This window comes from Azohydromonas aeria, assembly GCF_009760915.1.
Classification (GTDB): Bacteria; Pseudomonadota; Gammaproteobacteria; order Burkholderiales; family Burkholderiaceae_C; genus Azohydromonas; species Azohydromonas aeria.
Genome location: NZ_VIDQ01000026.1, coordinates 56128 through 80674, shown reverse-complemented (window position 1 = coordinate 80674; position 24547 = coordinate 56128). Strand labels below are relative to the sequence as shown.

21 protein-coding genes are annotated in these 24547 nt (G+C 70.3%); 6 read left to right on the top strand and 15 right to left on the bottom strand.

Annotation, left to right across the window (positions count from 1 at the left end; all coding sequences use genetic code 11):
* The first annotated feature begins 194 nt into the window (after positions 1-194).
* The 6 genes from cysD (at position 195) to FJ694_RS16725 (ending at position 7877) form a co-directional block, all read left to right on the top strand.
* Positions 195-1094, top strand: a complete 900-nt coding sequence (gene cysD, locus FJ694_RS16750) for a sulfate adenylyltransferase subunit CysD (protein WP_157268381.1) — start codon at positions 195-197, stop codon at positions 1092-1094.
* A gap of 69 nt (positions 1095-1163) precedes the next feature.
* Entirely contained in the window at positions 1164-3068 is a 1905-nt protein-coding gene (cysN, locus tag FJ694_RS16745) for a sulfate adenylyltransferase subunit CysN (protein ID WP_157268380.1), read from the top strand.
* A 336-nt stretch (positions 3069-3404) separates the two neighbouring features.
* Positions 3405-3779 (top strand): DMT family transporter, encoded by a 375-nt coding sequence (locus FJ694_RS16740; RefSeq protein ID WP_157268379.1) that lies wholly within the window; start codon positions 3405-3407, stop codon positions 3777-3779.
* Positions 3780-3788: 9 nt separating this feature from the next.
* The gene (locus FJ694_RS16735) at positions 3789-4736 is read left to right on the top strand and encodes an NAD-dependent epimerase/dehydratase family protein (RefSeq protein WP_157268378.1); all 948 of its coding nucleotides are present in this window, start codon (positions 3789-3791) and stop codon (positions 4734-4736) included.
* Between the two features lie 8 nt (positions 4737-4744).
* Positions 4745-6208, top strand: a complete 1464-nt coding sequence (locus FJ694_RS16730; protein WP_157268377.1) for a UbiA family prenyltransferase — start codon at positions 4745-4747, stop codon at positions 6206-6208.
* A 19-nt stretch (positions 6209-6227) separates the two neighbouring features.
* On the top strand, positions 6228-7877 hold the full coding sequence (locus tag FJ694_RS16725) for a phosphatidylglycerol lysyltransferase domain-containing protein (protein ID WP_157268376.1): 1650 nt from the start codon (positions 6228-6230) through the stop codon (positions 7875-7877).
* Positions 7878-8391: 514 nt separating this feature from the next.
* Here the strand turns inward: FJ694_RS16725 and FJ694_RS16720 are convergent.
* The 15 genes from FJ694_RS16720 to FJ694_RS16650 form a co-directional block, all read right to left on the bottom strand.
* Entirely contained in the window at positions 8392-8886 is a 495-nt protein-coding gene (locus tag FJ694_RS16720) for a serine O-acetyltransferase (RefSeq protein WP_157268375.1), read from the bottom strand.
* Between the two features lie 49 nt (positions 8887-8935).
* A complete protein-coding gene (locus tag FJ694_RS37140; RefSeq protein WP_157268374.1) occupies positions 8936-9895 on the bottom strand; it encodes a sulfotransferase domain-containing protein in 960 nt (319 codons plus the stop codon).
* Positions 9896-9972: 77 nt separating this feature from the next.
* Complete coding sequence (locus FJ694_RS16710) at positions 9973-10959, bottom strand: sulfotransferase family protein (protein WP_157268373.1); 987 nt, start codon at positions 10957-10959, stop codon at positions 9973-9975.
* Positions 10959-12524, bottom strand: a complete 1566-nt coding sequence (locus FJ694_RS16705) for a lipopolysaccharide biosynthesis protein (protein WP_157268372.1) — start codon at positions 12522-12524, stop codon at positions 10959-10961. The genes FJ694_RS16710 and FJ694_RS16705 overlap by 1 nt, the downstream gene beginning before the upstream one ends.
* Position 12525: 1 nt before the next feature.
* On the bottom strand, positions 12526-13851 hold the full coding sequence (locus FJ694_RS16700) for a glycosyltransferase (protein WP_157268371.1): 1326 nt from the start codon (positions 13849-13851) through the stop codon (positions 12526-12528).
* A gap of 22 nt (positions 13852-13873) precedes the next feature.
* Positions 13874-14806 (bottom strand): sulfotransferase, encoded by a 933-nt coding sequence (locus FJ694_RS16695; RefSeq protein ID WP_157268370.1) that lies wholly within the window; start codon positions 14804-14806, stop codon positions 13874-13876.
* 50 nt (positions 14807-14856) lie between these two features.
* Positions 14857-15570: a sulfotransferase family protein gene (locus tag FJ694_RS16690; RefSeq protein WP_157268369.1), complete on the bottom strand. Its 714-nt coding sequence runs from the start codon at positions 15568-15570 to the stop codon at positions 14857-14859.
* Between the two features lie 61 nt (positions 15571-15631).
* Positions 15632-16558, bottom strand: coding sequence for a sulfotransferase family protein (locus tag FJ694_RS16685; RefSeq protein WP_157268368.1), 927 nt, complete (start codon positions 16556-16558; stop codon positions 15632-15634).
* Positions 16559-16574: 16 nt separating this feature from the next.
* Positions 16575-18182 carry a hypothetical protein gene (locus FJ694_RS16680; RefSeq protein WP_157268367.1) on the bottom strand — a complete coding sequence of 536 codons (1608 nt, stop codon included), beginning with the start codon at positions 18180-18182 and terminating at the stop codon, positions 16575-16577.
* Entirely contained in the window at positions 18179-18934 is a 756-nt protein-coding gene (gene epsI, locus FJ694_RS16675; protein ID WP_232540075.1) for an exosortase-associated protein EpsI, B-type, read from the bottom strand. Before epsI ends, FJ694_RS16680 begins: the two co-directional genes overlap by 4 nt.
* 76 nt (positions 18935-19010) lie before the next feature.
* Positions 19011-19889, bottom strand: a complete 879-nt coding sequence (gene xrtB / locus FJ694_RS16670; protein ID WP_157268366.1) for an exosortase B — start codon at positions 19887-19889, stop codon at positions 19011-19013.
* Positions 19890-19973: 84 nt separating this feature from the next.
* A complete protein-coding gene (locus FJ694_RS16665) occupies positions 19974-20918 on the bottom strand; it encodes a polysaccharide biosynthesis tyrosine autokinase (RefSeq protein ID WP_157268365.1) in 945 nt (314 codons plus the stop codon).
* Positions 20918-22336 carry a chain length determinant protein EpsF gene (epsF, locus tag FJ694_RS16660; RefSeq protein WP_157268364.1) on the bottom strand — a complete coding sequence of 473 codons (1419 nt, stop codon included), beginning with the start codon at positions 22334-22336 and terminating at the stop codon, positions 20918-20920. Before epsF ends, FJ694_RS16665 begins: the two co-directional genes overlap by 1 nt.
* A 28-nt stretch (positions 22337-22364) precedes the next feature.
* A complete protein-coding gene (gene epsE, locus FJ694_RS16655; RefSeq protein ID WP_157268363.1) occupies positions 22365-23249 on the bottom strand; it encodes a polysaccharide export protein EpsE in 885 nt (294 codons plus the stop codon).
* Entirely contained in the window at positions 23246-24220 is a 975-nt protein-coding gene (locus FJ694_RS16650) for an EpsD family peptidyl-prolyl cis-trans isomerase (protein ID WP_157268362.1), read from the bottom strand. The genes epsE and FJ694_RS16650 overlap by 4 nt, the downstream gene beginning before the upstream one ends.
* Positions 24221-24547: the final 327 nt, after the last annotated feature.

Here is a 24547-nt window from a genome sequence, read left to right as displayed (position 1 = left end):
CGGCCGCCGCGCCGCGCGCCCTGCCCCCGAAGCCACCGGCGCCCATCCTGAGCGCGCCGGCCGTCGAGGGCCGCCGCGGCGCGCCGGCGCCGGCGCCGTGGCGCCCGGCCCGGCCGGCGGCCGAACCTTCGCTTGCTTCATCCGCCGCGCGGCGCGCGGCGGCCGTTTTTCCGTCCCCCAAGAGAGAGCAGCCCATGAAACTGACCCATCTGCAACGCCTGGAGGCCGAGAGCATCCACATCATGCGCGAGGTGGTCGCGGAGGCCGACAAGCCGGTGATGCTGTACTCGATCGGCAAGGACAGCGCCGTGATGCTGCACCTGGCCAAGAAGGCCTTCTACCCGGCGCCGCCGCCCTTCCCGCTGCTGCACGTGGACACCACCTGGAAGTTCCGCGACATGTACGCCATGCGCGCGCGCATGGCCGAGGAGCTGGGCATGGAGCTGCTCGTGCACCAGAACCCCGAGGCCAAGGCCATGGGCATCAACCCCTTCGACCACGGCTCGCAGATCCACACCGACATGTGGAAGACGCAGGGGCTGAAGCAGGCGCTGGACCTGCACGGCTTCGACGCGGCCTTCGGCGGCGCGCGCCGCGACGAGGAGAAGTCGCGCGCCAAGGAGCGCATCTTCTCGTTCCGCACCGCGCAGCACCGCTGGGACCCGAAGAACCAGCGCCCGGAGCTGTGGAAGCTCTACAACGCGCGCAAGCACAAGGGCGAGTCGATCCGCGTCTTCCCGATCTCCAACTGGACCGAGCTCGACATCTGGCAGTACATCTACCTGGAGAACGTGCCCATCGTGCCGCTGTACCTGGCCAAGGAGCGCCCGGTGGTCGAGCGCGACGGCACGCTGATCATGGTGGACGACGAGCGCTTCCCGCTGCGCGCGGGCGAGGTGCCGATGATGCGCAAGGTGCGCTTCCGCACCCTGGGCTGCTACCCGCTCAGCGGCGCCGTCGAGTCCGAGGCCGACACGCTGCCGGCCATCATCCAGGAGATGCTGCTGGCGCGCACCTCGGAGCGCCAGGGCCGCATGATCGACCACGACACCGCGGCCTCCATGGAGAAGAAGAAGCAGGAGGGCTACTTCTGAGCCGCCGCGCCGCGCACGCCGCGCGCGCACCCGCTCGAAAGCACCCCTCCCACTGACCAAGGACACACCATGGCCCACGTATCCGACCTGATCGCCGACGACATCGAGCAGTACCTCAAGCAGCACGAGCACAAGAGCCTGCTGCGCTTCATCACCTGCGGCAGCGTGGACGACGGCAAGAGCACCGTCATCGGGCGGCTGCTCTACGAATCGAAGATGCTGTTCGAGGACCAGCTCGCCGCCATCGAGGCCGACTCGCGCAAGTGGGGCACGCAGGGCGGCGAGATCGACTTCGCGCTGCTCGTGGACGGCCTGGCCGCCGAGCGCGAGCAGGGCATCACCATCGACGTCGCCTACCGCTTCTTCTCCACCGACCGGCGCAAGTTCATCGTGGCCGACACGCCCGGCCACGAGCAGTACACGCGCAACATGATCACCGGCGCCTCCACGGCCGACGTGGCCGTGATCCTGATCGACGCGCGCAAGGGCGTGCTCACGCAGACGCGGCGCCACAGCTACCTGGTGAGCCTCATCGGCATCAGGAAGGTGGTGCTGGCCATCAACAAGATGGACCTGGTGGGCTACTCCGAGCAGACCTTCCGCGACATCGAGGAGCAGTACCGCGCCTTCGCGCGCCAGATCGGGCTGACCGACATCACCGCCATCCCGCTGTCGGCCCTGCGCGGCGACAACATGCTGCAGCACAGCGACAGCACGCCCTGGTACCGCGGCCCGACGCTCATGGGCTTCCTGGAGACGGTGGAGATCGAGGAGAGCGCGCAGCAGGCCGGCGACTTCCGGCTGCCGGTGCAGTGGGTGAACCGCCCCAACCTCGACTTCCGCGGCTTCGCCGGCACCATCGCTAGCGGCGTGATCCGCCCCGACGACCGCGTGCGCGTGCTGCCCTCGGGGCGCGAGAGCCGCGTGGCGCGCATCGTCACCGCCGACGGCGACCTCTCCCAGGCCGTGGCCGGGCAGTCGGTCACGCTGACGCTGGCCGACGAGATCGACATCTCGCGCGGCGACGTGATCTGCAAGGCCGAGGCGCCGGCGGAGGTGGCCGACCAGTTCGAGTGCACCATCGTCTGGATGGCCGAGGACGCGCTGCTGCCCGGGCGTCCCTACCTGCTCAAGATCGGCACCAGCACGGTCAGCGCCACCATCACCGAGCCCAAGTACAAGGTCAACGTCAACACGCTGGAGCACCTGGCGGCCAAGAAGCTGGAGCTCAACGAGATCGGCGTGTGCAACCTGGCGCTGGACCGCCCGGTGCCCTTCGACGCCTACGGCGCCAACCGCGACACCGGCGGCTTCATCCTGATCGACCGCATGACCAACTCCACGGTCGGCGCCGGGATGCTGCACTTCGCGCTGCGCCGCGCCCACAACATCCACCTGCAGCCGGTGGACGTGAACAAGGAGGCGCGCGCGCTGCAGAAGGGCCAGAAGCCGGCGGTGCTGTGGTTCACGGGCCTCTCCGGCGCGGGCAAGTCCACCATCGCCAACCTGGTCGAGAAGAAGCTGCACGCCCTGGGCCGGCACACCTACCTGCTCGACGGCGACAACGTGCGCCACGGCCTGAACAAGGACCTGGGCTTCACCGAGGCCGACCGCGTGGAGAACATCCGCCGCGTGGCCGAGGTGGCGCGGCTCATGGCCGACGCCGGGCTGATCGTGATGACGGCCTTCATCTCGCCCTTCCGCGCCGAGCGCGAGCTCGCGCGCAGCCTGCTGGCCGAGGGCGAGTTCATCGAGATCCACGTCGACACGCCGCTGGAGATCGCCGAGGAGCGCGACGTCAAGGGCCTCTACAAGAAGGCGCGCCGCGGCGAACTGCTCAACTTCACCGGCATCGACAGCCCCTACGAGCCGCCCGAAGCGCCGGAGCTGCGCGTCAACACCGCGCAGACCACGGCCGAGCAGGCGGCCGACGCCGTCGTCGCCAAGCTGCGCGAGCTGCGCTTCATCGACTGACGCCGGCGCCACGGCCATTGCCGGACCGGCCGCGCCTGGCGTGGCCGCCACCGGCCGCCCCCGCAGCCGCCGCCGCCCGCCCGGGCCGCGGCGGCTTTTTCATGGCCGGGACAGGCTCCGGCGCAGCCGGCACCCTACCCGGCTTAACCCTTATTCATTTATTGTCAAGACCGAAAACGTGACAGCCCTGACGAGCAATTAAAGGCCCGCCGATACTCGCCGACAGACGCCGAAATGGCCCCACCATCCGCCGGTGCGTGAACACGGGAAACCCAGGTTTGCAAAGCTGCAAATGGCCGCGGTGGCACCGATACTGGCCTGATGACGGGATTTGCCATGAAACCAGCCACCTTTGCCTTGATCATCAGCGGCGTGCTGCTCAACGCGGCGGCGCAATTGTTTCTCAAAGCCGGCACGCGGCAATTGGGCGTCATCCAGCTCAATGGCGGGCCGAATCCGATGCAATTGGCCCTGGATATCGGCACGCAGCCCTGGATCGTGGGCGGGCTGTGCTGCTACGTGGTCAGCCTGGTGCTGTGGATCGCAGCGCTGTCGCGCGTGGACGTGATGGTGGCGTATCCGATGCTGTCCATCGGCTACGTCGTCAACGCCTTCATCGCCTGGCGCTTCCTGGGCGAGGCGATCACGCCGATGCGGCTGCTGGGCATCGCCGTGATCATGATCGGCGTGATCATCCTCTCGCGCGGCTGAGGGGCGGGCATGCATGTGCTGCTGACCGGGGCCCACGGTTTCCTGGGCCGCCCCACCGCACGGCGCCTGCGCGAGGCCGGCCATGCCGTGACGACCACCGACCGCCACGGCGCGGTGGACCTGCGCGGCGACCTGGCCGACGCCGGCTTCACCGCCACGCTGCCCGACGTCGACGCGGTGGTGCATGCCGCCGCGGTGCAGTACGTGTCGCCGGAGCTGCCGCTGCTCGCGCGCGCGGCCTGGTTCCGGCGCAACAACGTCGAGGCCACGCGGCACCTGGCGGCGCGCTACGCCGGCACGGCCACCCACTTCGTCAACATCGGCACCAGCATGATGTATGCGCAGAACGGCGCCGAGCGCTACGGCCCCGGCAGCCCGATGCAGGGCCAGGGCGTGTACAGCCGCTCCAAGCTGGCGGCGCAGGCGCTGGTGGAGCAGGCGCTGCCGCGCTGGGCCACCGTGATCCCCTGCATCATCGGCGGCCCCGGGCGCGAGGGGCTGTTCCGCGGCTTCGTGCGCGCCATCGCGCGCGGGCGCCCGGTGCCCATCGTCGGCGCGGGCACGCACCCCACGGCCATGGTGCACGTCGAGGACGTGGCCCGGCTCATCGAGGCCGTGTTGCGCCAGGGCGCGCAGGGCTTCTACAACGCCGCGGCGCCGGCGCCGCTGTCCATCGTGCAGTGGGTGCGCGAGATCGAGCAGGAGCTGGGCGCCCCGCCCACGCGCATCGTGCGCCTGCCGCTGGCGCCGCTGCGGCTGCTGGCGGCCTTGAGCGGCTGGCGGCTGCTGGCGCGCGAGCAGGTGCTGATGCTGACCTGGCCGCACGTGCTCGACATCGAGCGCTCGCTGGCGCTGGGCTGGCAGCCGCGCCACGACAACGCCCGCATCGCGCGCGACATCGCGCGCCACATCCACGCGCAGGCCCTGGAGCCGCTGCGGGCCGGAGCGCGCCAGTGAAGCCCGCCATGAACGCCGCGCCGCAGGACGAGAGCGCGCCGCTGCCGCTGTACGTGGACCTCGACGGCACGCTCATCGCCACCGACCTGCTGCACGAGTCCGCCCTCAAGCTCGTGCGCGCCGACCCGGCCGCGCTGCCGCGCCTGCCCGGCTGGCTGCTGCAGGGCAAGGCCCGTCTCAAGCGCGAGATCGCGCAGCGCGTGGAGCTCGACGTCGCTGCCCTGCCCTACCGCGAGGAGGTGCTGGCGCTGATCCGCGAGGCCCGCGCCGAAGGCCGCCGCGTGGTGCTGGCCACCGCCTCCGACGCGCGGCTGGCGCGCGAGGTGGCGCAGCACCTGGGCCTGTTCGACGCCGTGATCGCCTCCGACGGCACCCGCAACTTCCGTGGCCGCGACAAGCTCGAAGCCATCCAGGCCGACGCGCGCGCGCACGGCGACGGCGCCTTCGCCTATGTCGGCGACCGCCGCGTGGACCTGCCCATCTGGCGCGAGACGGCGCAGGCGGTGCTGGTCACGCGCTCGGCCGCGCTGGAGAGCGCGGCGCGCGCGGTGGCGCCGGTGGGCACCGTGATCCGCCCGCCGCGCGCGCGGCTGCTCGACGTGCTCTACGGGCTGCGGCTGCACCAGTGGCTCAAGAACGTGCTCATCGCGCTGCCGCTGCTGCCCATGCTGCCGGCAATCTCGCAGCTCAGCGCGGCGCAGCTGCTCAACGTGCCGCTGGCGATGCTGGCGTTCTCGCTGATGGCCTCGGCCATCTACGTGGTCAACGACCTGCTCGACCTGGAGGCCGACCGGCGCCACGTGCGCAAGCGCCACCGCCCCTTCGCCAGCGGGCTGGTGTCCATCCCGGCAGCCATGGGCATGGGCGGGGCGCTGTTCGCCGGCTCGCTCGCGCTGTCGCTGACCACGCTGCCGCTGCGCTTCACGGCCTGCCTGCTCATCTACATGGCGCTGAGCCTGTCGTACTCGCTGCGCCTGAAGCGCCGCGCGGTGCTCGACGTGTTCGTGCTGGCGATCCTCTACACGCTGCGCATCGTGGCCGGCGCGGCGGCGCTGGGCGTGCCGCTGTCGCTGTGGATCTTCAGCTTCTCGGTGTTCCTGTTCCTGAGCCTGGCCTTCGCCAAGCGCTACGTCGAGATCGCCATGACGCTGCCCACCGACACGGCGGCGTTGCGCTCGCGCGGCTACCTCATCGGCGACCAGACCTTCGTCATCGCCGCGGGCACCGCCGCGGGGCAGCTGGCGGTGGTGGTGCTGCTGCTCTACCTCAACGACCCGCTCACGGCGCAGCGCTTCACGCACCCGGAGTACCTGTGGGTCCTGGGCCCGATGCTGCTGTTCTGGCTGCTGCGGCTGTGGCTCAAGGCCAACCGGCGCAACCTGCACGACGATCCGGTGGTGTTCGCGGCGCGCGACTGGGTCAGCCGCGTCATCGTGGTGGCGACGGTGCTGCTGATCTGGGTCAGCGCCTGAAGCCCCGCGGGAGACGGCAATGAGCGCGCAGTTGCAGGGCTCGCCAGGGCCCGCCCTGGCCCGGACGCCGCACACGGCCCGGTGGGCGACGCCGGCGATCGTGCTCGGCCTGGTGCTGGTGCCGATGCTCTTCGGCGACCGCCAGGGCTTCGAGGGCGACGGGCTGGCGCTGCTGTTCGGCATGAGCCAGTTCGAGGCGCTGGGGCGCCTGGGCGTCTACCGCTACCACTGGCAGCCGCTGTCCTACGAGCTGCTGTCGGCGCTGTACCCGCTGCTGCACCGGCCCTTCGACCTGACCTACGTGGCGCAGGGCTTCGGCGGGGCCGGGCTGGCGCTGCTGTACCTGCTGCTGCGGCGCATGCTGCGCGTGCTGCCCTTTCCGCGCAGCGTGGCGCTGGCGCTGACGCTGGCCGTGGCCGAGATCTGGGTCACGACGCTGTACTTCAACACCTCGGCGCTGGGGCTGCCCTTCATTGCCGGCGCGCTGCTGCTGGTGCATGCCGCATGCGACGGCGTCCGGCCGCGCCCGGCGCTGGCCGTGGCCGGCGGCGCGAGCTTCGCGCTGGGCTGCCTGTTCCGGCTGGATTTCGCCGCGCTTGCGCTGACCGCGCTGGCGCTGCTGCTGGTGTGGGCGCCACCGCGCGCGCGGCTGCGCCTGGCGCTGGCCTTCGTGGCCGGGGGCCTGGCCACGGCGCTGGCCTTCCTGGCCTGGCAGCCGGGCTTCCTGCGCGACGCCGCGGCGATCCTGCAGCGCTACGGCGCGGGCGAGTTCACGGTCAGCATGGCCTACCGGCTCAAGATCGTGCTGTTCTCGATGGGGCCGGCGCTGCTGGTGTTCCCGCTGCTGGGCTGGGCCGCGCACCGCCACGGCGGGCCCGCGCGCGCCGGACGTCTCGGGGCCTGGCTGCTGCTGGGCGCCGCCGTGCTGCCGACGCTGGCGCCACTGCACAACCTGTATTCCGGGAAATACCTGCTGCCCTTCTTCCTGTGGCTGACCGTGGCCGTGGCGCAGGCGCTGGCCTGGAAATTCCAGCCCGGGCTCCCAGCCGGCACGGCCGGCCCGGGCACCGTTTCCGGATCCGGGGCGCCTCAATTCTTCCGCGCCGGCGTGGCGCTGCCACTGGGTATTCTCGCGACCCTGGCGCTGGTCGGCATCCCGGCGCCGGAAGCGCTGAAACAGCGCCCGCTGGCGGCCTGGACGGAAAATCCCCTGATCGTCGGCACCCACGACGGCGCCCGCTCCGCCGGCGGCTACGTGGGATTCCTGAGGCAGATGGACAATTTCGAGCTGCCGCAAAACAGCGTGCTGTTCACGCGGCAGCTGTCCGAGGCAGTGAAATCCTGCGGCGCCGACGTGACGGTGCTGATGTCGCCCATTCCCAAATACGGCCACAACGACTGGAGCTGGGGCTGGCTGCCGCTGTACCTGATGCAGTCGGGCTGGCGGCTGCGGGAATACAGCGCCGGCCACGATGCCCGGCTGGAACAGCCCGGTTCAGGCCGGCAGGTGCTGATTCTCGGCAGTGGCGACCCGCAGCCCGCCTCCGCACCGAGGCGCGTGTTCGACCTGTCGAAGATCGGCACGCGCGAGGATTACTTGTTCTGGAGCGATGCCATCCGCTGGCTGCAGGCGCCGGCGACGCGGGCGATTTGCGGGACGGGGCAGTAATCATCGATATGGCAAGGGCAGGCAGGTGGCATTGCCTGCTGCACCACCATGTCAGGGCAGTCGGGAATACAGCTGTTGCGTGGTGTAGCTGAAGAAATTCAGGAAGGCGCCAGCCGGTATCTGACACCGGCCCCTTTTTGCTTCGTCATCCCCGCGCAGGCGGGGATCCAGGCGGTCCCCAAGTCGCCGATGGCTGGTCGTGTCAATTCGCCAGGACCCGAGGCAAGGCAGACGCGGCGCATCAACTGGCGGCTGGCCTCGGGTCCGCCTGGATTCCCGCCTTCGCGGGAATGACGAAGCAGGGTACGGACCGCCCGTGCCATCGGGCCACTACCCATTTCCCATTTCCCATTTCCCAGGGACAGCAATGTGCCTTCGTGGAAATGAGGAAAGAGCTCACGAACCGCCCATGCCGCCGAAATAACCGGGCTTGATCAATTCATTCCAAGCCAGAATCACCTTTCACTGCTTTGCGCAGTTGAAATGCACAGCACCGTGATCACCGAGGAATGACTTACTTGAATTCCTCTTCAAACTCCTCCGCCGTCGTCTGCGGATCGTTGGCGGCCACGCCGGCCACGCCCGCCTGATCGCCCACCTTCCGTCCCGCGATTCTCACCACTCGCGCCGGAATACCGACCACGGTGGCATCGTCCGGCACGTCCTTGACGACCACGGCATTGGCACCAATGCGGGCGCGGTGGCCGATGCGCACCGGGCCGATGATCTTGGCGCCGGCGCCGATCTGCACGTCGTCGCCGATGGTGGCGCCGCCGCCCTTGCCGCCGGCAATGGTGACCTGGTGGCGGATCTTGCAGCGCGCGCCGATTTTCACCCGGCGCCCCATCATGATTCCCTGCCGGTGCCCGAAGCGCACGCCGGGACCGATTTCCACCTGGTATGGCACCGAGGCATGGAAAAAGAAGCGGATCATCCACTCCACCAGCTTGGGCAGCAGCGGAATCTTCTTGAGGTACAGGTAATGCGACAAGTAATAGAGCTTTTCCATGCCTGTACTCCAGAGGATTTCCAGTGTCCGGGGCCGTCGGCCTGCCGTTTCAGCGCGCGGGCTGCACCTTGCCCAGGGGAATGACATTCGACGCGGCCACGCCCTCGCGCCAACTCGGCGGCAGGGCGGATTCGCCCACCAGCGCCGCCAGTTGCCGGATGCTGGGTGCATAGTAGGCCTGCAGCTTTTCGCGCATCGGTGCCGGCATGGCGGCATAGCCCTGGCGGGCCTGGTTGAATTTCTTGTACAAGTCCACCAGGCCGCGCTTGAGGCCGGGGCGCGAGCGCAGGAAGGGCTCCAGCGCCTGGTTGAGTTTCAGGGCCTGCTTGTGGATCGAGGCGAAGCGGCTGGAAAACGTGACGTTGGCGGCCTTGAAGGTATATTCATCAAAATAGCCGCCGTCGATGCCGAGAAAATCGCACAGTGTCTTCATGAATTGCCGCTCGTCCTGCTGCAGTTCCTCGTAGAACATGATCCTGACGGACTGATTCGGGAATCGCTCCAGGAAGGGCTCCAGGTGCGCGGCGTAGCGGCCAAAGTCCAGCACCTGCAGGAACCAGCGGCCAATGCCCAGTTCCTGCGCCGAGGCACCCTTGTCGAATTTCAGGCAGCGCTCGACGTAATCCTCGAAAGTCAGTTCCGCCGGCAATTCCAGCCGCGCCTTGTGGAAGTTGTACGAGGAATACAGCCGGTCCACCGGGTGCCGCAATATGAACAGCAGCTTTACATCGGGCACCAACTGCTGCATGCGCGGCGCCACGGCGTGTGATTCACCAAGATAGCCGGGCGAGGCTTCCATCACCACCTTGGGCGCGGGCTGGCGGCAATGCGCGAAATGCGCGGCATAGGCCTGCGCGCTGCGCACCGGGTCGGCGCAATCGTCCTGCCGGAAGAAGTCGGTTTCCTTGACCTTCGAGGCACAAACCTCGGGATGCGAAAGCAGGTACGTGAACACCGAAGTGGTGCCGGCCTTTTCGGTGCCGCCGATGATGAAATTGGGCAGGGTCATGGTGCTTTCCTGGCTCGGTTCGGATCAGCCGGCACGGGGTGCTGCCCGGAATGCCGCCGCCGGGGGTTCGTCATGCTTCAGTAGTGATTGACTCGGTCCTGCGCCACGGCCTCGCGCGCGCGCAGCACGAAGGCGCGCACACCGGCAGTGCGCCGGGTCTGGCGCAGGTGCAGCCCGGTCATGCGCGCCCAGTCCAGCCATTTCAGCGCCGCCAGCCGCCAGCGCGGCGGCTCGGCGTCGCCGGCGTGCTGCACCACGTAGCCGGCCTCGTGCAGCATGCGCCCGGCCACGGCTTCGAGCCGGGCCACCACGGCGGCGTCGAAATAGGTGCGCCAGCGCTCGGAGTTGCGCACCATCGCCCCGGCACCGGCCTGGGCGGAGGCCGGGTCGAAGTAGCGCATGCGCGACTTGAGCACCTCCTGCGAGAACGGCAGGCCGAGGAAGTCGCAGATGCGGCGCATCCACGGCTCCGGATCGGCGGTCAGGTCCTCGTACTTGACCTCGAAATAGCGCTCCGGGCCCAGCGCCAGGCCCTGCGCGCGGCCCACGGCCACGGCCTTCTTCCAGCGCCAGACCGAGCGCAGCGGCGACAGCCCCCAGCGCCGGTGGAAGGACTGCGCGCAGTCGCGCCCGTCGCGCAGCACGTGCACAAAGCGCGCGCCGGGAAAGGCCTGCGCCAGCAGCGGCAGGTGCTGCACGTACATCGGCGTCTTGTCGCCCCAGCGCTCCTTGCCCTCGCGGCGCGCCATGTGGCGGTAGACGGCGGCCACCACGTCGGCGGCGCCGCGCAGGCCGTGCAGTTCCGCGTCGTCCAGCACCACGGCCCGGTCGCCGTTCTCGCGCCAGAAGGCCTTGCTGCGGCCGAGCTCGTCGGCCAGCGCGCGGCACTGCGCCGCGTCCAGCGCCGCCGTGGCGCCGCCGTGGCGCTGCAGCAGCGCCGGCAGCACGCGCGTCTCGCGCGGCAGCATGTACAGGCCGGGATGGTGGCCCAGCGCATCGGCGAGCATGGTCGTGCCCGAGCCGTTGACGCCGACCACGAACACGGCGGCAGCCTCGACACCCATCAGGTCGCTCCCTTGCGTTCGACATGGACCAGCGGACGCAGCCAGCCCGAAAGCCGGGCCAGCCGCCCCTTGAAGACGCCGCTGACGATGGCGAACTCGCTCTCGCGCAGCGGCTTGCAGCAGATCATGGCCGCCACCGTCAGCAGCCCCAGCAGCGCCAGCGCCCACCACGGGCCCAGCACCGCATGCAGCGCCGCGGACAGCGCCACGGCCACCGCCATGGCCAGGGCCAGGCGCAGCAGCGCGCCCACGTCGTAGCCGATGTGGATGCCCTGGCGGCGCAGCCACCAGACGGAGAAGGTGTTCTTCAGGCCGTGCGCCAGCGCGATGCCGGCGGCCACGCCGGTCAGGCCCCAGCGGCTGCCCAGCACCACGGCCAGCGGTACCAGCAGGAACAGCAGGCTCTGCGTGCGCAGCGGGCGCGTCAGGCCGTAGAGCTGCATGCACAGCGAGATGGTCTGGCCCTGCGTGGTCGCGCCCAGGCCCAGCAGCATCAGCAGCAGCACCGGGCCGGTCTCGGTGAAGCGCCCGCCGCTGGCCTGCGCCATCAGCGCCTCGCCGCTGACGCCCACCGCCGCCAGCCACACCACCAGCACCATCACGTTGGCCTTCCACAGCAGCGCCAGCGCGTCGATCACGGTGCCGTGCTCGCCGCGGGCGTGGCGCGCCGCCAGCATCGGCCGCACCACGCTGCCCAGCACCTGCGCCGGCATGTAGCGGCCCACCATCAGCAGCAGCTGCTGGATGAAGGCGAACATGGCCGCCACCTCCAGCCCCAGGAAACGCGCCACCAGCAGCCGCAGCGTGCCCACGCTGCCGGTGGCCTGCAGCAGGTTCACGCCGGTCATGTGCCAGGCGAAGTCGAACACCTCGCGAAAGCGCACCGTGGCGGGAGCGCCGTCGGGGATCTCGCGCAGCTTGGACGCCAGCGCCAGCAGCGAGGCCAGCAGGAAGGCCAGCGCGAGGGCCGCATCGACCAGCAGCAGCAGCGGCAGCTGCAGCGCGCCACCGAAGAGCAGCGCCGCCACCGCCGCCATGCGCACCAGCGGCAGCGCCGCGTGCAGGCCCTGCGACCACTTCTGTTCCAGCAGCGACTCCAGCATCTCGCCCACGAAGCGGAAGGCCGGCACCGCGCAGATCACGGCGATGGCGCCGGCGGCGGCCAGCGGCCCGCCCAGCTCGTGCGCCTCCAGACCGATGAAGCGCATCGCCGCCGGCCAGCACAGCCACAGCACCGCGGCCCAGGCCAGCAGCATCAGCAGCCGGAAGGCGACCACGCCGCGCACGAAGGGCAGCACCGCCTGGCGCGAGCCGCCCTGCGCCAGCATGGGCAGGAAGCGGCGCGTGGCTTCGAGCAGCCCGAAGGAGCTCAGCGGCACCATCAGCTCGACCATGCCCCACACCGCCATGTAGGCGCCGTACTCGCGCACGGGCAGCACCCGCACCAGCAGCAGCGTCAGCAGCAGGAAGGTCAGCGCCTGCGCGCCGCGGCCGACCAGGAAGAACATCAGCGCGCGGCGGAAGCGCGCGCCCGTGTAGCGGCCGGGATGCTGGGTGCCGGCCATGTCAGGCTCCCGCCTTGCGCGTGTCCGGCGCCGCTTCGGCCACCGCCTGGGCCGCCTGGCCCGCCTTCGGCGCCTCGGCCGCGTCGTCGGGCGCGCCCGGGGCGTTGGGGCGCAGCAGCCGCCGGTAGGCCGCGTCCACCTGGCGCGCGATGGCGTCGTAGGTGCGGTGCCGGCGCACCCAGTCGGGCCCGCGCGCGGCCTGCGCCTGCGCCTGCGCCGGGTCGTCGAGCAGCCGGCAGATTTCCGCGGCGAAGGCGGCCTCGTCCCAGGGCACGGCGCGGCCGGCACCGCTGTCGGCCAGCACCAGCGACTGCTCCGGGTGCTCGTTGGCCACCACGCACTTGGCCAGCGCGAGGTACTCGATGAGCTTGGTCGGCGAGGTCGATTCCAGCACCGGGATGGGCCGGAACGGCGAGATGCACACGTCGGCGCGCCTCACCCAGTCCCAGGCCTGCTCCATGGGCAGGAAGCCGGTGACCGTGACGGCCTCCTGCAGCCCCAGGCGCTCGACCTCGGCCTCCAGCGCACGGCGGTCGGCCGCGGTCTGGCCCTCGCCGACGAAGGCCAGCGTCGCGCGCGGGTAGCGCTCGCGCACGCGGCGCAGCACGCCCAGCAGGAACTCGGGGCTGCGGATGCGCAGGATGATGCCCAGGTGCAGCAGCAGCGGCGCCTCGCGCGAGGGCGGCCGCGCGTCGGCGGCGCTGCCGACCTTGTCGGCGCGGATGCCCATGGGCACGGGCGAGACCTTCTGCGGCGCCACGCCGCGCGCCACCACGTCGCGCTTCATGCGCTCGCTCTGCACGAACACGTGGTGCGCCGCCGGCAGGATCGCGCCGTAGAGCGCGGCCTGCATCAGCCGGCCCTTGAGCAGGCGCAGCACGCGCCGCCCCGTGCCGGGGCTTTGCGCGAGCTGCAGCTTGGACTCGGCCAGCGGGTAGGACATCCAGAACACGAAGCGTGCGCCGGTGAGCCGCGCGGCCAGCGCCGCCACCAGCCCGGCGAAGAACTTGTCGCGGACCTGGATCACGTCGTAGCGGCCGCGCCGGGCCAGCGCCAGGATGCGCAGGTCGTTGAGCACGCCGCGCAGGTTGTTGGCCAGCCGCGCGGCCACGCCCTCGCCGGCCGCGTTGCGCGCCAGGAACACGCGGCTGCCCAGCCAGCGCGCCTGGCCGTGCGCGTCCAGCTCCGGCGCCGGCGCGCCGGCGCCCTGCTCCATGACCCAGTCGATGGCGTAGCCGCGCGCGGCGAGCTCGCGCGCGAACAGCTCGACCACGTCCACGCGGAAGGGCGGGAAGGTGTCCTCGGTGACGTAGAGCAGCTTGAACACGCGGCGCCTTCCCTCGGTCGTTTCAGCGGTAGCCCAGCGCCGCGTTCATGTGCGCGCCGCGGCCGTTGAACCAGGACAGCTCGCCGGGGTCGAGATCGCGCTTCCAGCGCTCGTCCAGGGCGATGCCCTTGCCCGGGGCGAAGCGCGTGGCGTTGCCGTTGACCATGTGGCGCACCGTGGCGTCGAGCTGCAGCATCGAGGGCTCGAAGCCCAGGCCCACGAAGTCGCACAGCGTGCGGCCGGCGCGCTGCGGGTCGCCGGCGATGTCCTCGTACTTGAGCTGCATCCAGGCCCGTTGCGGCACGTGCGCGCGCAGCAGCGCCAGCGCGCGGTCGTAGTAGGTCAGCCAGCCGCGCACGCTCTCCTCGCGGTCGCGCCCGCTGCTGCGCCGCGACAGGTACACGCCGCGGCCGTCGCGCGTCACGAGCAGGATGCGCACGGTGTCGGGGTCGCGCCGGTGCAGCTCGACGGCCTCGCGCACGTTCTTGGAGGAGTCCACCACCACGTCCTTGTCCCAGGCCGCGGCCACGGCCTCGTACAGCCGCATCTTGTTGGCCAGGGCGCGGCGGTGCGCCGCGGGCAGCGGCGCGCGCTCGCGCAGCGGCGCGGGCAGCCGGTCGCGCAGCGCCATCCAGCCCTTGCGCAGCTTCACCTCGGCCAGGAAGGCGCGGGTCTGGTGCGCCTGGTCGATGTAGGTCCAGGCCACGGCGTCCCAGAGCTTGAAGCGGTAGGGGTCGTCCACGTCGAAGCCCCAGGCCGCCAGGCGCTGGTACACCGCGCGCCAGTCCGGGCAGTCGCGCACCAGGGCGCCGCAGGAGCAGCGCTCGCCGACGCGGATGGCCTTGGCCAGGAAGTTCGACTCGCCCAGGGACGTGGCGCGCGGATGGCCGCCCAGGAACATGTCGGTCAGGGTGGAGCCGCAGCGCGCGGCCGAGCAGACGTACAGCACCTTCATCGGCGGGGCCTCGGAAAAAGCGTCGGTCGGAGACGGAGGGGTCAAGGCGGTCAGAACGAGTAGCCGAACTGCTCGATGTCGCGCCGGTAGAGCTGCGCCACGCGGCGGCGGCTGGCGCTGCTGTAGTAGTCGCGGTAGGCCGAGCGCTGGCTGGCGTTGGACTGGGGCAGCGCGCAGGAGCGGCCGAGCTGGTCGAGCACGTACTGGAAGTCGTCGCCCAGGCGCTCGAAGCGGCCGATGAAGTCCAGGCACGGCTGCCCCTGGCCGTTGACGACGAACTCCCACTGCGGCACGAGGTGGATCTGCTCGTAGAGCCGGCGCTCGTCGAGCCAGCGCAGCACGAACTCGTCGAAGGAGCCGAAGCCCGAGAGCACCGCCTGCCCCCAGGCGCGGTCGCGCTCGTTGGCGCCGCCCTGGGACAGGAAGGTGTAGGCCGAGACGATGCGGTCCCAGGGGTTGCGCACGAAGGTGAACTTGAAATAGTCGTCGAAGTCCTGCGCGCCGAAGAGGACGCGGTAGGCGCGCGCCGTGAGGTGGCCGCCGCCCTTGCAGCCGAACAGCGCCGCGCACAGCGACAGCCCGGCCGTCTTGGGGATGTGAACAAAGATGCAGCGGTTGTCGTCGTAGGGCGCGAGGCAGTAGTCCTCGGCGTCGGGTGCCTGGCGCAGCCGGCGCAGGCTGCCGTTGGGCTTGTAGGCGCGCAGCAGCTGCCGCGTGCTCCACGGGACGGAGCGCTGGTAGAGCGACTGGATCACGGCGTGCATCAGGACTCCCGGCGCAAGGGCATGGCGTTGTCGAAACGGTGGTTGCGGGCTCAGGCAAGCCTCATGCGTAGCCCCAGCGCTCGAGGGTGTCGCGCTGCAGCGCCGTGACGCTCTCGCGGTCGGCCGGCGACCACTTGCGCCGCCACGAGGCCTCCGCGGGCTTGATGGCCAGCGAGGCGATGAAGGTCTCGAAGCGTGCGTCGTCGTGCTGCGCCACGCCCATGAAGCGCAGCATGCGGCGCAGCTCGCCCACCGGGTCGGCCAGCAGCTGCTCGTAGCGCAGCGTGTGCTTGCCTTCGGCCTCGACCGACTGCAGCCCGCGCTCGATCTGGTGCATGCCCTCGACCCAGTTGCGCGCGGCGATGTGCAGCTCGCTGGCGCCCTCGGCCTTGAGCTCGCGCGGGGTCTTGCCGGCCCAGAACAGCTCGTGGTCGGCCCACCAGCCCACGCGCACCAGCGAGTCCGCGACGCTGCGCCCGTCGCGCACCAGGTGGATGAAGCGGCAGCGCGGGAAGGCCTGGCGCAGCACCGCCACGCGGCGGTTGTTGGCGGTGCGCTTGCACACCAGCGCCTGGCCGCCGCCGGCGCGCAGCACGGTGGAAAAGGTCTGGCGCAGCCGGGAGAGGCCCGGCTCGCCCAGCACGAAGCCCGGCTCCGGCGTGTGCGGCACGCCCGCGCGCTCGAACACGCTTTCGCACTCCGCCGGCGCGGGCACCCAGAACTGCGACCAGCCGCGCCGGCCCTCGAAGTAGGCGTTGCCCTGCCCGCCGAACCAGGCGCGGCGCTTGAGCCCCAGCGCCTGGCGCGGCACGCGGTGCAGCAGCGCCGCGGCGGGCAGCGCCGGCAGGCGGCTCTGGTAGTTGCTCAGGTAACCGACGCCGGGATGCGCCGCCAGCAGCTTGTACAGCAGCGTGGTGCCGGAGCGGCCGGAGCCGAGGATGAAGACGATGCGGTCGTCGTCGATACGGTCGTCAGTGCGGTCGCTCACCTTGCCTGGGCTCCTGTCATCCATGGCGATAACCCGCCGGCAGCACGGTGCCTGCCGCCGGCCGCGTGCCGCTGCCGCCACGCGCGGGCGGTGGCGCCCGGGTCGCGTCGGCAGCGGCGTTGAAACGGCCCATGGCGTGCGCGGGCTGCGCCAGGCGCACCTGGCGCCACCAGTAGGTGGCGTAACCGAGCATGAACACCATCAGGAACTGCGAGGGCGGCGTGCGCAGCGCGAAGTTGCTGTACGGCAGCGTGATCGCGAACAGCACCAGCCCCACGCCCCCGGCCTCCAGCAGCGCGCGGTGCTCCACGGGCACCAGGGGCGAGCGCGAGCAGGCGTTGGCGTTGGCCGCCGCCAGCAGCAGCAGCAGCACCAGCAGCAGGTGCCCGATGACGCCGGTCTCCCACAGCAGGATGTTGGTGCCGGTGGTGTCGAGCAGGTAGGCGAACTTCGGCACCAGCTCGCCCATGCCGAAGGACGAGTTCTGCGTGGCGCCCACGCCGTAGCCCAGCAGCGCGTGGTACGGGTCGCCGTAGGTCACGCCACGGCGCCACCAGTCGGCGACGCGCGCGGCGCGGCTGACGATCTGGCCGCCGTCCTTGGTGTGGGCCTGCTGCGGGTTGAGCTGGTTCTGGATCGACTCCAGCGGCGAGCTCGGCAGCTTCCCCTGCAGCGTCACGCCGCGCCCGGCGTAGAAGGTGGTCTGGTAGAGCGTCATGATCGACGCCATCAACCCCACCGACACCACCACCGCGCCCACGGCCAGCAGCGGCCGGCGCACCAGCTCGCGCCAGAACTGCAGCGCGAAGGCCACCGGCACCAGCAGCACCACCGCCTTGACCTCCGACAGCACCAGCGAGCCCAGGATGCAGGCCCCAATCACGACAGCCAGGCCGCGGTGGATGCGCCTGGCCCGCCACAGCGCCACCACCGCGCACAGCGCGATGAGCAGAAAGATGCCCATGGCATGGCTGGCGCCGCCGCCGTCCATGTTGCCGGGGAAGGTGCCCACCACCGCGTCCCACGGCGACAGCCGCATCGACTGCTTGGCCACCACGAAGTACTGGTACATCGACACGGGCAGCTGGATCGCGGCGCAGGCCAGCAGCGCCCACCAGCCCAGCAGCATGTCGCGCACCGCGAACATGCCCAACGCCAGCGCCAGCGCGAAGGACCAGAAGGCCAGGTAGGCGCGCGAGGCCACGACCACCTCGCCCAGCATGGGCGAGCCCATGACCGTGCTGAACACCGCCGTGGCGATGAACATGAACAGCACGAACAGCCACAGCGGCCAGCCCGCGTCGGGCTGGGAGCGGCGCGGCTTGAGCACGTACGCCACCAGCGGCACGTACAGCGCCATGGCCAGCAGCGGCGGCCCCCAGCGCGCGCTCTCGATCTTGGCGAAGTACATGACCGGCCCGACCACCAGCATCGACAGCAGCAGCAGCGACCAGAACATCAGCCGCGCCGGCACCACGAACAGCACGACCAGCCCCAGCAGCGCAATGAAGGGTCCCAGCAGCATGGGCCGCCCCAGGCCGGCCACCGCCCCCATCAGCGCGGCGAAGCCCAGGACGCAGAACAGCAGCAGCCAGGCGGCGCCACGGGAACGTGCAGGGGTCATGGCTGGGCCGGCCTCGCTGGTGAGGGGTGGTCGAGGGAATGGGTGCCGAACAGGCGCTGGCGCACGTCCGGATCGAGGCCGGCCCCCAGGGCGCGCACGAAGGACGCGTGCAGCGCCCAGGCCGCCTCGGCGTCGCGCTCGATGCTGGAGACGCGCACCAGCACGCCGTCGGGGATCTGCCCGCGCAGCCCGTAGCGCAGCTGCACCATCTTCATGCCCGAGCCCGAGGTCACGGCCTGGTCGCCGACCACGATCCAGTAGGTGATGGGCTCGTGGCGCGCGCCCAGCTTCGCGCGCAGCCGCCGCACCGGCAGCACCTGCCCGTCCGCGTCGAGCGTGCCGGTGCGGTTGAAGACGATCTCCAGCCCCTGCGCCGGGTAGCAGACCTCGGGCTTGTGCGCGGTGGTGCCGTCGGACTGGTCGCCGCCGTAGGCGATGGACAGCATGATGTGGCGGCCCTGGGAGTCCACGTAGGTGCGCGACAGCACCTGGTTGTAGATGCGGTCGAGCCGCTCCTGCACCTCCGGCGAGGGCAGGATCGCGGGCAGGCTGTCGTCGATGCGCCAGTCGCCGAAGCGCGCCGGCACGAGCTGCTCCAGCGGCCCCATCGGGCGCTCGTCGGCCACCTTGTGCCGGGGCGTGAACGCGTGTGCCAGCCACGCCGCCAGCGCCATGGCCAGGAACACGGCCAGCACGCGCAGGCGCAGGCTGCGGGCGCTCAGGCCGCTGCCCGGCGTCATGACGGCGCTCATTGGGGCGCCCTCGCGCTGCGCGCGGTCCCGCCCAGCGGGACGCAGTACCGGCTTCGGAGCGGCCGTGCGCCGGCGCTCATGCCGCAGCCCTCTTCTTCTCAGGGAACAGCCACCCCAGCGGGTAGTCGATGGCCAGCATCAGCACCAGCGCCACCAGGAACAGCACCATGCCGGCAAAGTCGTGGATGAAGCCCTGCCCCGCCGCGTCGCCGAAGTGGTAGGTGACCAGCACCAGGATCATCACCCGCACCACGTTGGCCAGGAACGAGATCGGCACGATGCACACTGCCAGCGCCACGTTGCGCGCCACGCGGGTGTAGTTCATGAGGTTCATGTACAGCAGCCCCAGCGATTCCAGCGTGAACATCGTGTTCAGGCCGGCGCAGGCGTCGGCCACGAACAGCTGGTACTGGCCGATGCTCAGCATCGCGCCGGTGCGCGCCACCGGGTAGCCCACGGCGTAGAGCACGTTCTCGGCCACGCTGGAGACGGCCGCGCGCAGCGGCGTGGTCAGCGCCGCCACCAGCGCGCCGGGCAGCGGCGCCATGAACACCAGGAAGAACAGCGGGAACCACAGCACCTTCACCGCCGCCCAGCCGCGCAGCAGCAGCAGCACGCCCAGCCACACGAAGATCTGCGAGCCGACCTCGAAGGCGATGACGGACTGCGAACGGCCGAAGGCGTAGAGCAGCAGCCCCAGCAGCAGGCTCAGCGCGCCGGCGCCCACGCTCGGCCGCACCGGCGCGGCCAGGAACTCATGCCGCTTGCGCCAGGCCAGCCAGTAGCTGATGGCAAGGATGATCGGGCCGTGCCCCTGCTCGTCGGAGGCCCAGGTCGTGCGCGACAGGTCGTGGAAGGTCGGGACGTACAGCAGCGCAAAGCCCAGCGCCAGCAGCCCGAAGGGCCAGAACTGCGCGGCGGCGGGCAGCGCCGGGGTGATGCCAAGGGCTCGCATGCTGATGCTGGTGCTGCTGTTTACTGTTGCTGCTGTGGCTGCCGGCGGGGCCGGGCCACGGGGGCGGATGCGCGGGCGTACGCCTCAGTACTCGTTCATGACCACGCCGCACAGGCGCACGGGCACGCTGCGCAGCGCCGTGGTCAGGTCCTGCAGCGACGTGGCGCTGCTGCGGCCCGAGCGCACCATGGTCAGCACGCCGTCGCAGCGCGCGGCGATGACGGGCGCGTCCGAGCCGTGCGCGTAGGCCGGCGTGTCCACCACGACGTAGTCGAACTTGGAAGCCAGCTCGCGCATGAGCAGCCCGAAGGCCGGGCGCTCGACCAGCTCCAGCGGGTTGGGCGGCACCGCGCCCACGGGCAGCAGGTACAGGCTGGGCAGCTCCTCCACGGGGCGGATGACGTTGATGAGCGTGCGCCCGGACAGCACGCCGGAGAGCCCGGTGGTGTTGTCCACGCAGAACACCTCGTGCTGGCGCGGGTTGCGCATGTCCGCGTCGATCAGCAGCGTGCGCCCGCCCAGTTGCGAGAAGGCGATGGCCAGGTTGGCCGCGAAGTAGGTCTTGCCGTCGCCGGAGTCGGGGCTGACCACGGCCAGCGAGCGCGCGCCGGTTTCCTCCGTGAACAGCTGCATCATCAGCTGGCTGCGGATGGCGCGGAAGGCCTCGGAGCGGAACGAGAACGGGTCGCGCGCCGTGACCAGCTCGCTGCTGAGCAGGCTCTTGGAGTTGGCCGGATAGGGATAGTGGAACTGCTGCGACAGCGCCCACAGCACGTCGTTGCCGCTGGCCACGCCGAGCTCGACGGCGGCCTCGCCAAAGCGGATGCCGCGCTCCTTCTGGTGCTGCAGCACCCGGTCGATCTGCTCGTTGCTGAGCTGGTTGGCCGACTTGATGATCTCGCCGATGGGCCGTTCCCGGGCCCCCGGCGGCGCCTCGTCGGCGGGGTCGGCCTGCTCGGTGCGGTAGCTGAACGAGGCGCCGGAGGTGCCGTCGCGCAGCGTCGAGGTGGGAATGCGGTGGAGTTCCATCACACGGCCTTTCCGGAATAGCTGACCAGCCGCGACTGCATCGGGCTCATGCGGCGGGCACCGAACCATTGGCGCCGGTCGGGCCGCGGCAGGATGCCGATGACGGGCACGTCGGCCAGCTGCAGCACGTCGCTGGGCGAGCGCACGCGGCGGTTCATGAATTCGAGGCCCAGCGCCGCGGCCACCGCCAGCAGCGTGCCGCCGAAGAACGCCACGATCGTGTTGAGCAGCACGTTGGGCGAGGACGGTTCCACCGGCTCGTTGGCGCGCTGGAACTGCACGAGGTTGGTCATCGTGGCCTGGCTCTCGATGCTGGTGGTGTTGAAGCGCGCCATGACGGTGTCGTAGGACTTCTGCGCGTTGTCCACGTCGCGCAGCAGCGAGGCCATGCCGTCGCGCTGGGCCTTGAGCTTGAGCACGCGCTCGCGCTGGGTCTCGACGGCGGCGCGGATCTCGGCCTCGCGGGCGCGGTTGATGTTGCTGCTCACCGTCACGCCCGAGGCCACGCGCGCGACCTCGTCATCGACGCGCCGGCGCATGGTGGCCAGGTTGGCCTTGGCCTCCTGCACTGCCGGGTGCGCGTCGCCGAGCCGCGCGCTGAGCTCGTTGAGCCGCGCCTCCTGGCGCGAGGCGTCGGCGCGCAGGCTCGTCACCAGGCCGTTGTTGAGCACGTCCTGCACGCGGTCGCTGGCGCTGCGCGCCGCGGCCTGGCGGCTGCTGGACTCCACGGCCAGCGCCTGCATGCCCACGAGCTGCGAGGACAGCTCGTTGAGCCGCGCCGTCTCGATGTCGATGCGCTCGTCGGTGGCGACGATGCCGTTGTCACGCTGGTACTTCGACAGTGCCGTCTGGGCCTGTTCGAGCTGCTGGCGCAGCACCTTGGAGCGCTCGTCGAAGAAGGCGCTGGATTGGCGCGCCGGGTCCACGCGCAGCTCCAGCGCCGTGTCGAGGTAGGCCTGCACGAAGGCGTTGGCCGTGGCCGCGGCCAGCTTGCGGTCAGGCGACTTGTAGTTGACGGTGATGATGTTGGACTGGCCCTGCACCACCTGCAGGTTGTTCTGCAGCACGTCGCCCAGCCAGGCCTCGTAGGAGCCCACGCCCTGCGTCACGAGCTGCCACTGGTTGCGCAGGTCGGCGTTCTCGTTGAGGCGCAGCAGCCGCGCGGCCTTCTGTGCCACGCGGTCGCTGTAGATGATCTCGACCTGGCTGGTCATGACCTGGGGCACCAGCTGGCTGGCCAGGCTCATGCCCACGATCGGGTCGGGCGAGGCCACCTGCACCAGCACTGAGGCCGAGGCCGTGTAGCTCTTGGGCAGCATCAGGCTGATGCCCAGCGTGGCGGCGACGGTGGTGGCCAGCACCAGCAGCAGCACTTTCCAGCGGGCCGCCAGGATGGCGAGAAACTGCGCGATCGACATGCGGAAATCCTTCGCAAGCGTGTCCGGGTCAGAAGATGCTTTCGCGCACGTAGACGACGTCGCCGTCGCGCAGCGGCTCGCTCATGGCGGGCTGCAGCACCTGCGTCTGGCCGTCGCCGGACTTGCGGTGCACCTTGAGGCCGCGGTCGGTGCCGCGCGCGGTCATGCCGCCACCGGCGGCCAGGCCCTGCAGCACCGTCATGCCGCGCTCCAGGCGCAGCGGCCCGGGGCGCTGCACCTCGCCGTAGATGTAGGCCGTGGGGGCGCGGTCCACGTAGACCACGTCGCCGTCCTGCACCCGGGTGTCGAAGGCCGCGTCGGGCTGCCCGGCGGTGAAGGCCTGCGACAGGCTGACCTGCGTCTTGAAGGGCTTGCCGTCGCGCAACCCCACCAGCGTGACGATGTCGGAGCCGGACTCGGCCACGCCGCCGGCCACGGCCAGCAGGTCGGCCAGCCGCATCTGCGACTGCTCCAGCGGGTAGCGCCCCGGCCGGTTGACGAAACCCAGCACCGCCGCCTGGTTGCCGCGCACCTGCGTGATCAATATCGACACCTGCGGCTGCTTGATGAAATTGCCACTGCTCAGGGCGCTGGCAATGCGCTGCTCGGCCTGCGGCACCGTCAGCCCGCCGACTTTCACCGCCCCGATGAGCGGGTAAGTGATCATGCCGGTATCGGTGATTCTGGTTTCAAGGGTCAGGTCGGGATTCTGGAATACCGAGATTTTCATGCCGTCGCCGGCGCCCAGCTTGTAATCGGCCACGTTGGCCGCCGAAGACGGGGCCATGGCCGCCGGCTGCGGCGTCACGGCCGCCACGCGGCTGGAGTTTTCCTTGCTCTGCGCAAATGCCACGGAGCTGCCGGCCAGCAACAAGGCAACCGCCAGGCTTTGAATGGGGTTGAGGGATTTCATTTGTTCACTCCCGATCCACTGACAATGGGCGACGACTCCGACACGGGGGCCGGTGCGCCGGGCGTAGCGGGTTCGCCGGACCCGTTCCTGAGACTGGTGGCCACCGCGGAGGCGGCAGGCTCGGCAAACTTGCCGACATATTCGATCTTGGCCGCAGCGCGCAAATCCTTGATGTCGTTTTCCACCACCTCGCGGCGGCGCTGGGTCAGCAGATACTGCTCGATGGCGGGCTGGGCCTTTTCCAGGGACACCGGCTGGCTCTGGGATTTCACCAGCATGATGACGGCCGCGCCGGTGGGCGTGGCCACCAGCCGGGCCTGGCCGTCGCGCATGGTGGCAAATTCCTTGAGCTGCTCCATCGGCAACTGCTCGGCAGCACGCACGGCGCGGTTTTGCGCGAAACGCAGGTTCTGCGATTTCAGGTATTCCGCGAATTCGCCCAGGTCCTTGGCCGCGGCCAGCTTCTTCGTGATCTCGGGCAGCTGCTCCGGCTTGGCCTCGATGTTGAGCTCCTGAAGCTGGTAGATGCGGCGCTCGCTGAACAGCGCCGGTTTGTCCTTGTAGAACTGTTCGATCTCGGCCGCAGTGGGCTTGAGCACGGCCTCGCCGATGCGCTCGACGTAGGCGCGCGCCAGCACCTCGCGCCGCGCCGCCTCCAGGGCCTGCAGCACGGCGGGCTGGCGGTCGATCTTGAGCTCCAGCGCCTTCTGCAGCGCCAGCTCCTGGTCGACCAGGCGGTTCAGCACCTGGCGGCTGGCGGCGTCGAGCGACTCCTGCGGCGTGTCCTGCTGCTGCAGCACGAAATTGACCTGGTGCACCGAGATTTCGTCGTTGTTGACGCGCACGGCGACCTGCGAGGCCGCCTTGGGGTTGCGGTCACCACAGGCAGACAGCAGCCCGAGGGCAAGGGCCAGGGCCAGGCCCAGCGGACGGATAAAGCCAGGGGAAGATTTGATGGGCGACGTCGACATGGGTTGTGCGCTCCGGTGAATCAATTGCACGAACCGTTTATTGCCGCGGTCGGGACGGATTTTCTGGAAGTCAACGTTGCGGCCTGCAGTCGATGCACACGATGGGTGCGAGTAAACCGCCGCTGACGCAGACGCCGCAGCCCCATGAACACGGGTATTAACGAGAACAGGGGTTTCCCCAACACTTTTCGCACCCTTATCTCGGGCGCGATTCAGGCCGGTGCGGGTGCTAAGGTCTAACCGGCCCCACCTTATTGGAAGCGAAATGTTCCTGACGTAAATCTTTGAAACCCATGTTATTTGGGAACACCAATTGCCAGGCGGCGC

Coding starts and splice junctions, on each gene's coding strand:
- cysD (WP_157268381.1), top strand. CDS start 195: ATGAAACTGACCCATCTGCAACGCCTGGAGGCCGAGAGCATCCACATC.
- cysN (WP_157268380.1), top strand. CDS start 1,164: ATGGCCCACGTATCCGACCTGATCGCCGACGACATCGAGCAGTACCTC.
- FJ694_RS16740 (WP_157268379.1), top strand. CDS start 3,405: ATGAAACCAGCCACCTTTGCCTTGATCATCAGCGGCGTGCTGCTCAAC.
- FJ694_RS16735 (WP_157268378.1), top strand. CDS start 3,789: ATGCATGTGCTGCTGACCGGGGCCCACGGTTTCCTGGGCCGCCCCACC.
- FJ694_RS16730 (WP_157268377.1), top strand. CDS start 4,745: ATGAACGCCGCGCCGCAGGACGAGAGCGCGCCGCTGCCGCTGTACGTG.
- FJ694_RS16725 (WP_157268376.1), top strand. CDS start 6,228: ATGAGCGCGCAGTTGCAGGGCTCGCCAGGGCCCGCCCTGGCCCGGACG.
- FJ694_RS16720 (WP_157268375.1), bottom strand. CDS start 8,886: ATGGAAAAGCTCTATTACTTGTCGCATTACCTGTACCTCAAGAAGATT.
- FJ694_RS37140 (WP_157268374.1), bottom strand. CDS start 9,895: ATGACCCTGCCCAATTTCATCATCGGCGGCACCGAAAAGGCCGGCACC.
- FJ694_RS16710 (WP_157268373.1), bottom strand. CDS start 10,959: ATGGGTGTCGAGGCTGCCGCCGTGTTCGTGGTCGGCGTCAACGGCTCG.
- FJ694_RS16705 (WP_157268372.1), bottom strand. CDS start 12,524: ATGGCCGGCACCCAGCATCCCGGCCGCTACACGGGCGCGCGCTTCCGC.
- FJ694_RS16695 (WP_157268370.1), bottom strand. CDS start 14,806: ATGAAGGTGCTGTACGTCTGCTCGGCCGCGCGCTGCGGCTCCACCCTG.
- FJ694_RS16690 (WP_157268369.1), bottom strand. CDS start 15,570: ATGCACGCCGTGATCCAGTCGCTCTACCAGCGCTCCGTCCCGTGGAGC.
- FJ694_RS16680 (WP_157268367.1), bottom strand. CDS start 18,182: ATGACCCCTGCACGTTCCCGTGGCGCCGCCTGGCTGCTGCTGTTCTGC.
- epsI (WP_232540075.1), bottom strand. CDS start 18,934: ATGAGCGCCGTCATGACGCCGGGCAGCGGCCTGAGCGCCCGCAGCCTG.
- xrtB (WP_157268366.1), bottom strand. CDS start 19,889: ATGCGAGCCCTTGGCATCACCCCGGCGCTGCCCGCCGCCGCGCAGTTC.
- FJ694_RS16665 (WP_157268365.1), bottom strand. CDS start 20,918: ATGGAACTCCACCGCATTCCCACCTCGACGCTGCGCGACGGCACCTCC.
- epsF (WP_157268364.1), bottom strand. CDS start 22,336: ATGTCGATCGCGCAGTTTCTCGCCATCCTGGCGGCCCGCTGGAAAGTG.
- epsE (WP_157268363.1), bottom strand. CDS start 23,249: ATGAAATCCCTCAACCCCATTCAAAGCCTGGCGGTTGCCTTGTTGCTG.
- FJ694_RS16650 (WP_157268362.1), bottom strand. CDS start 24,220: ATGTCGACGTCGCCCATCAAATCTTCCCCTGGCTTTATCCGTCCGCTG.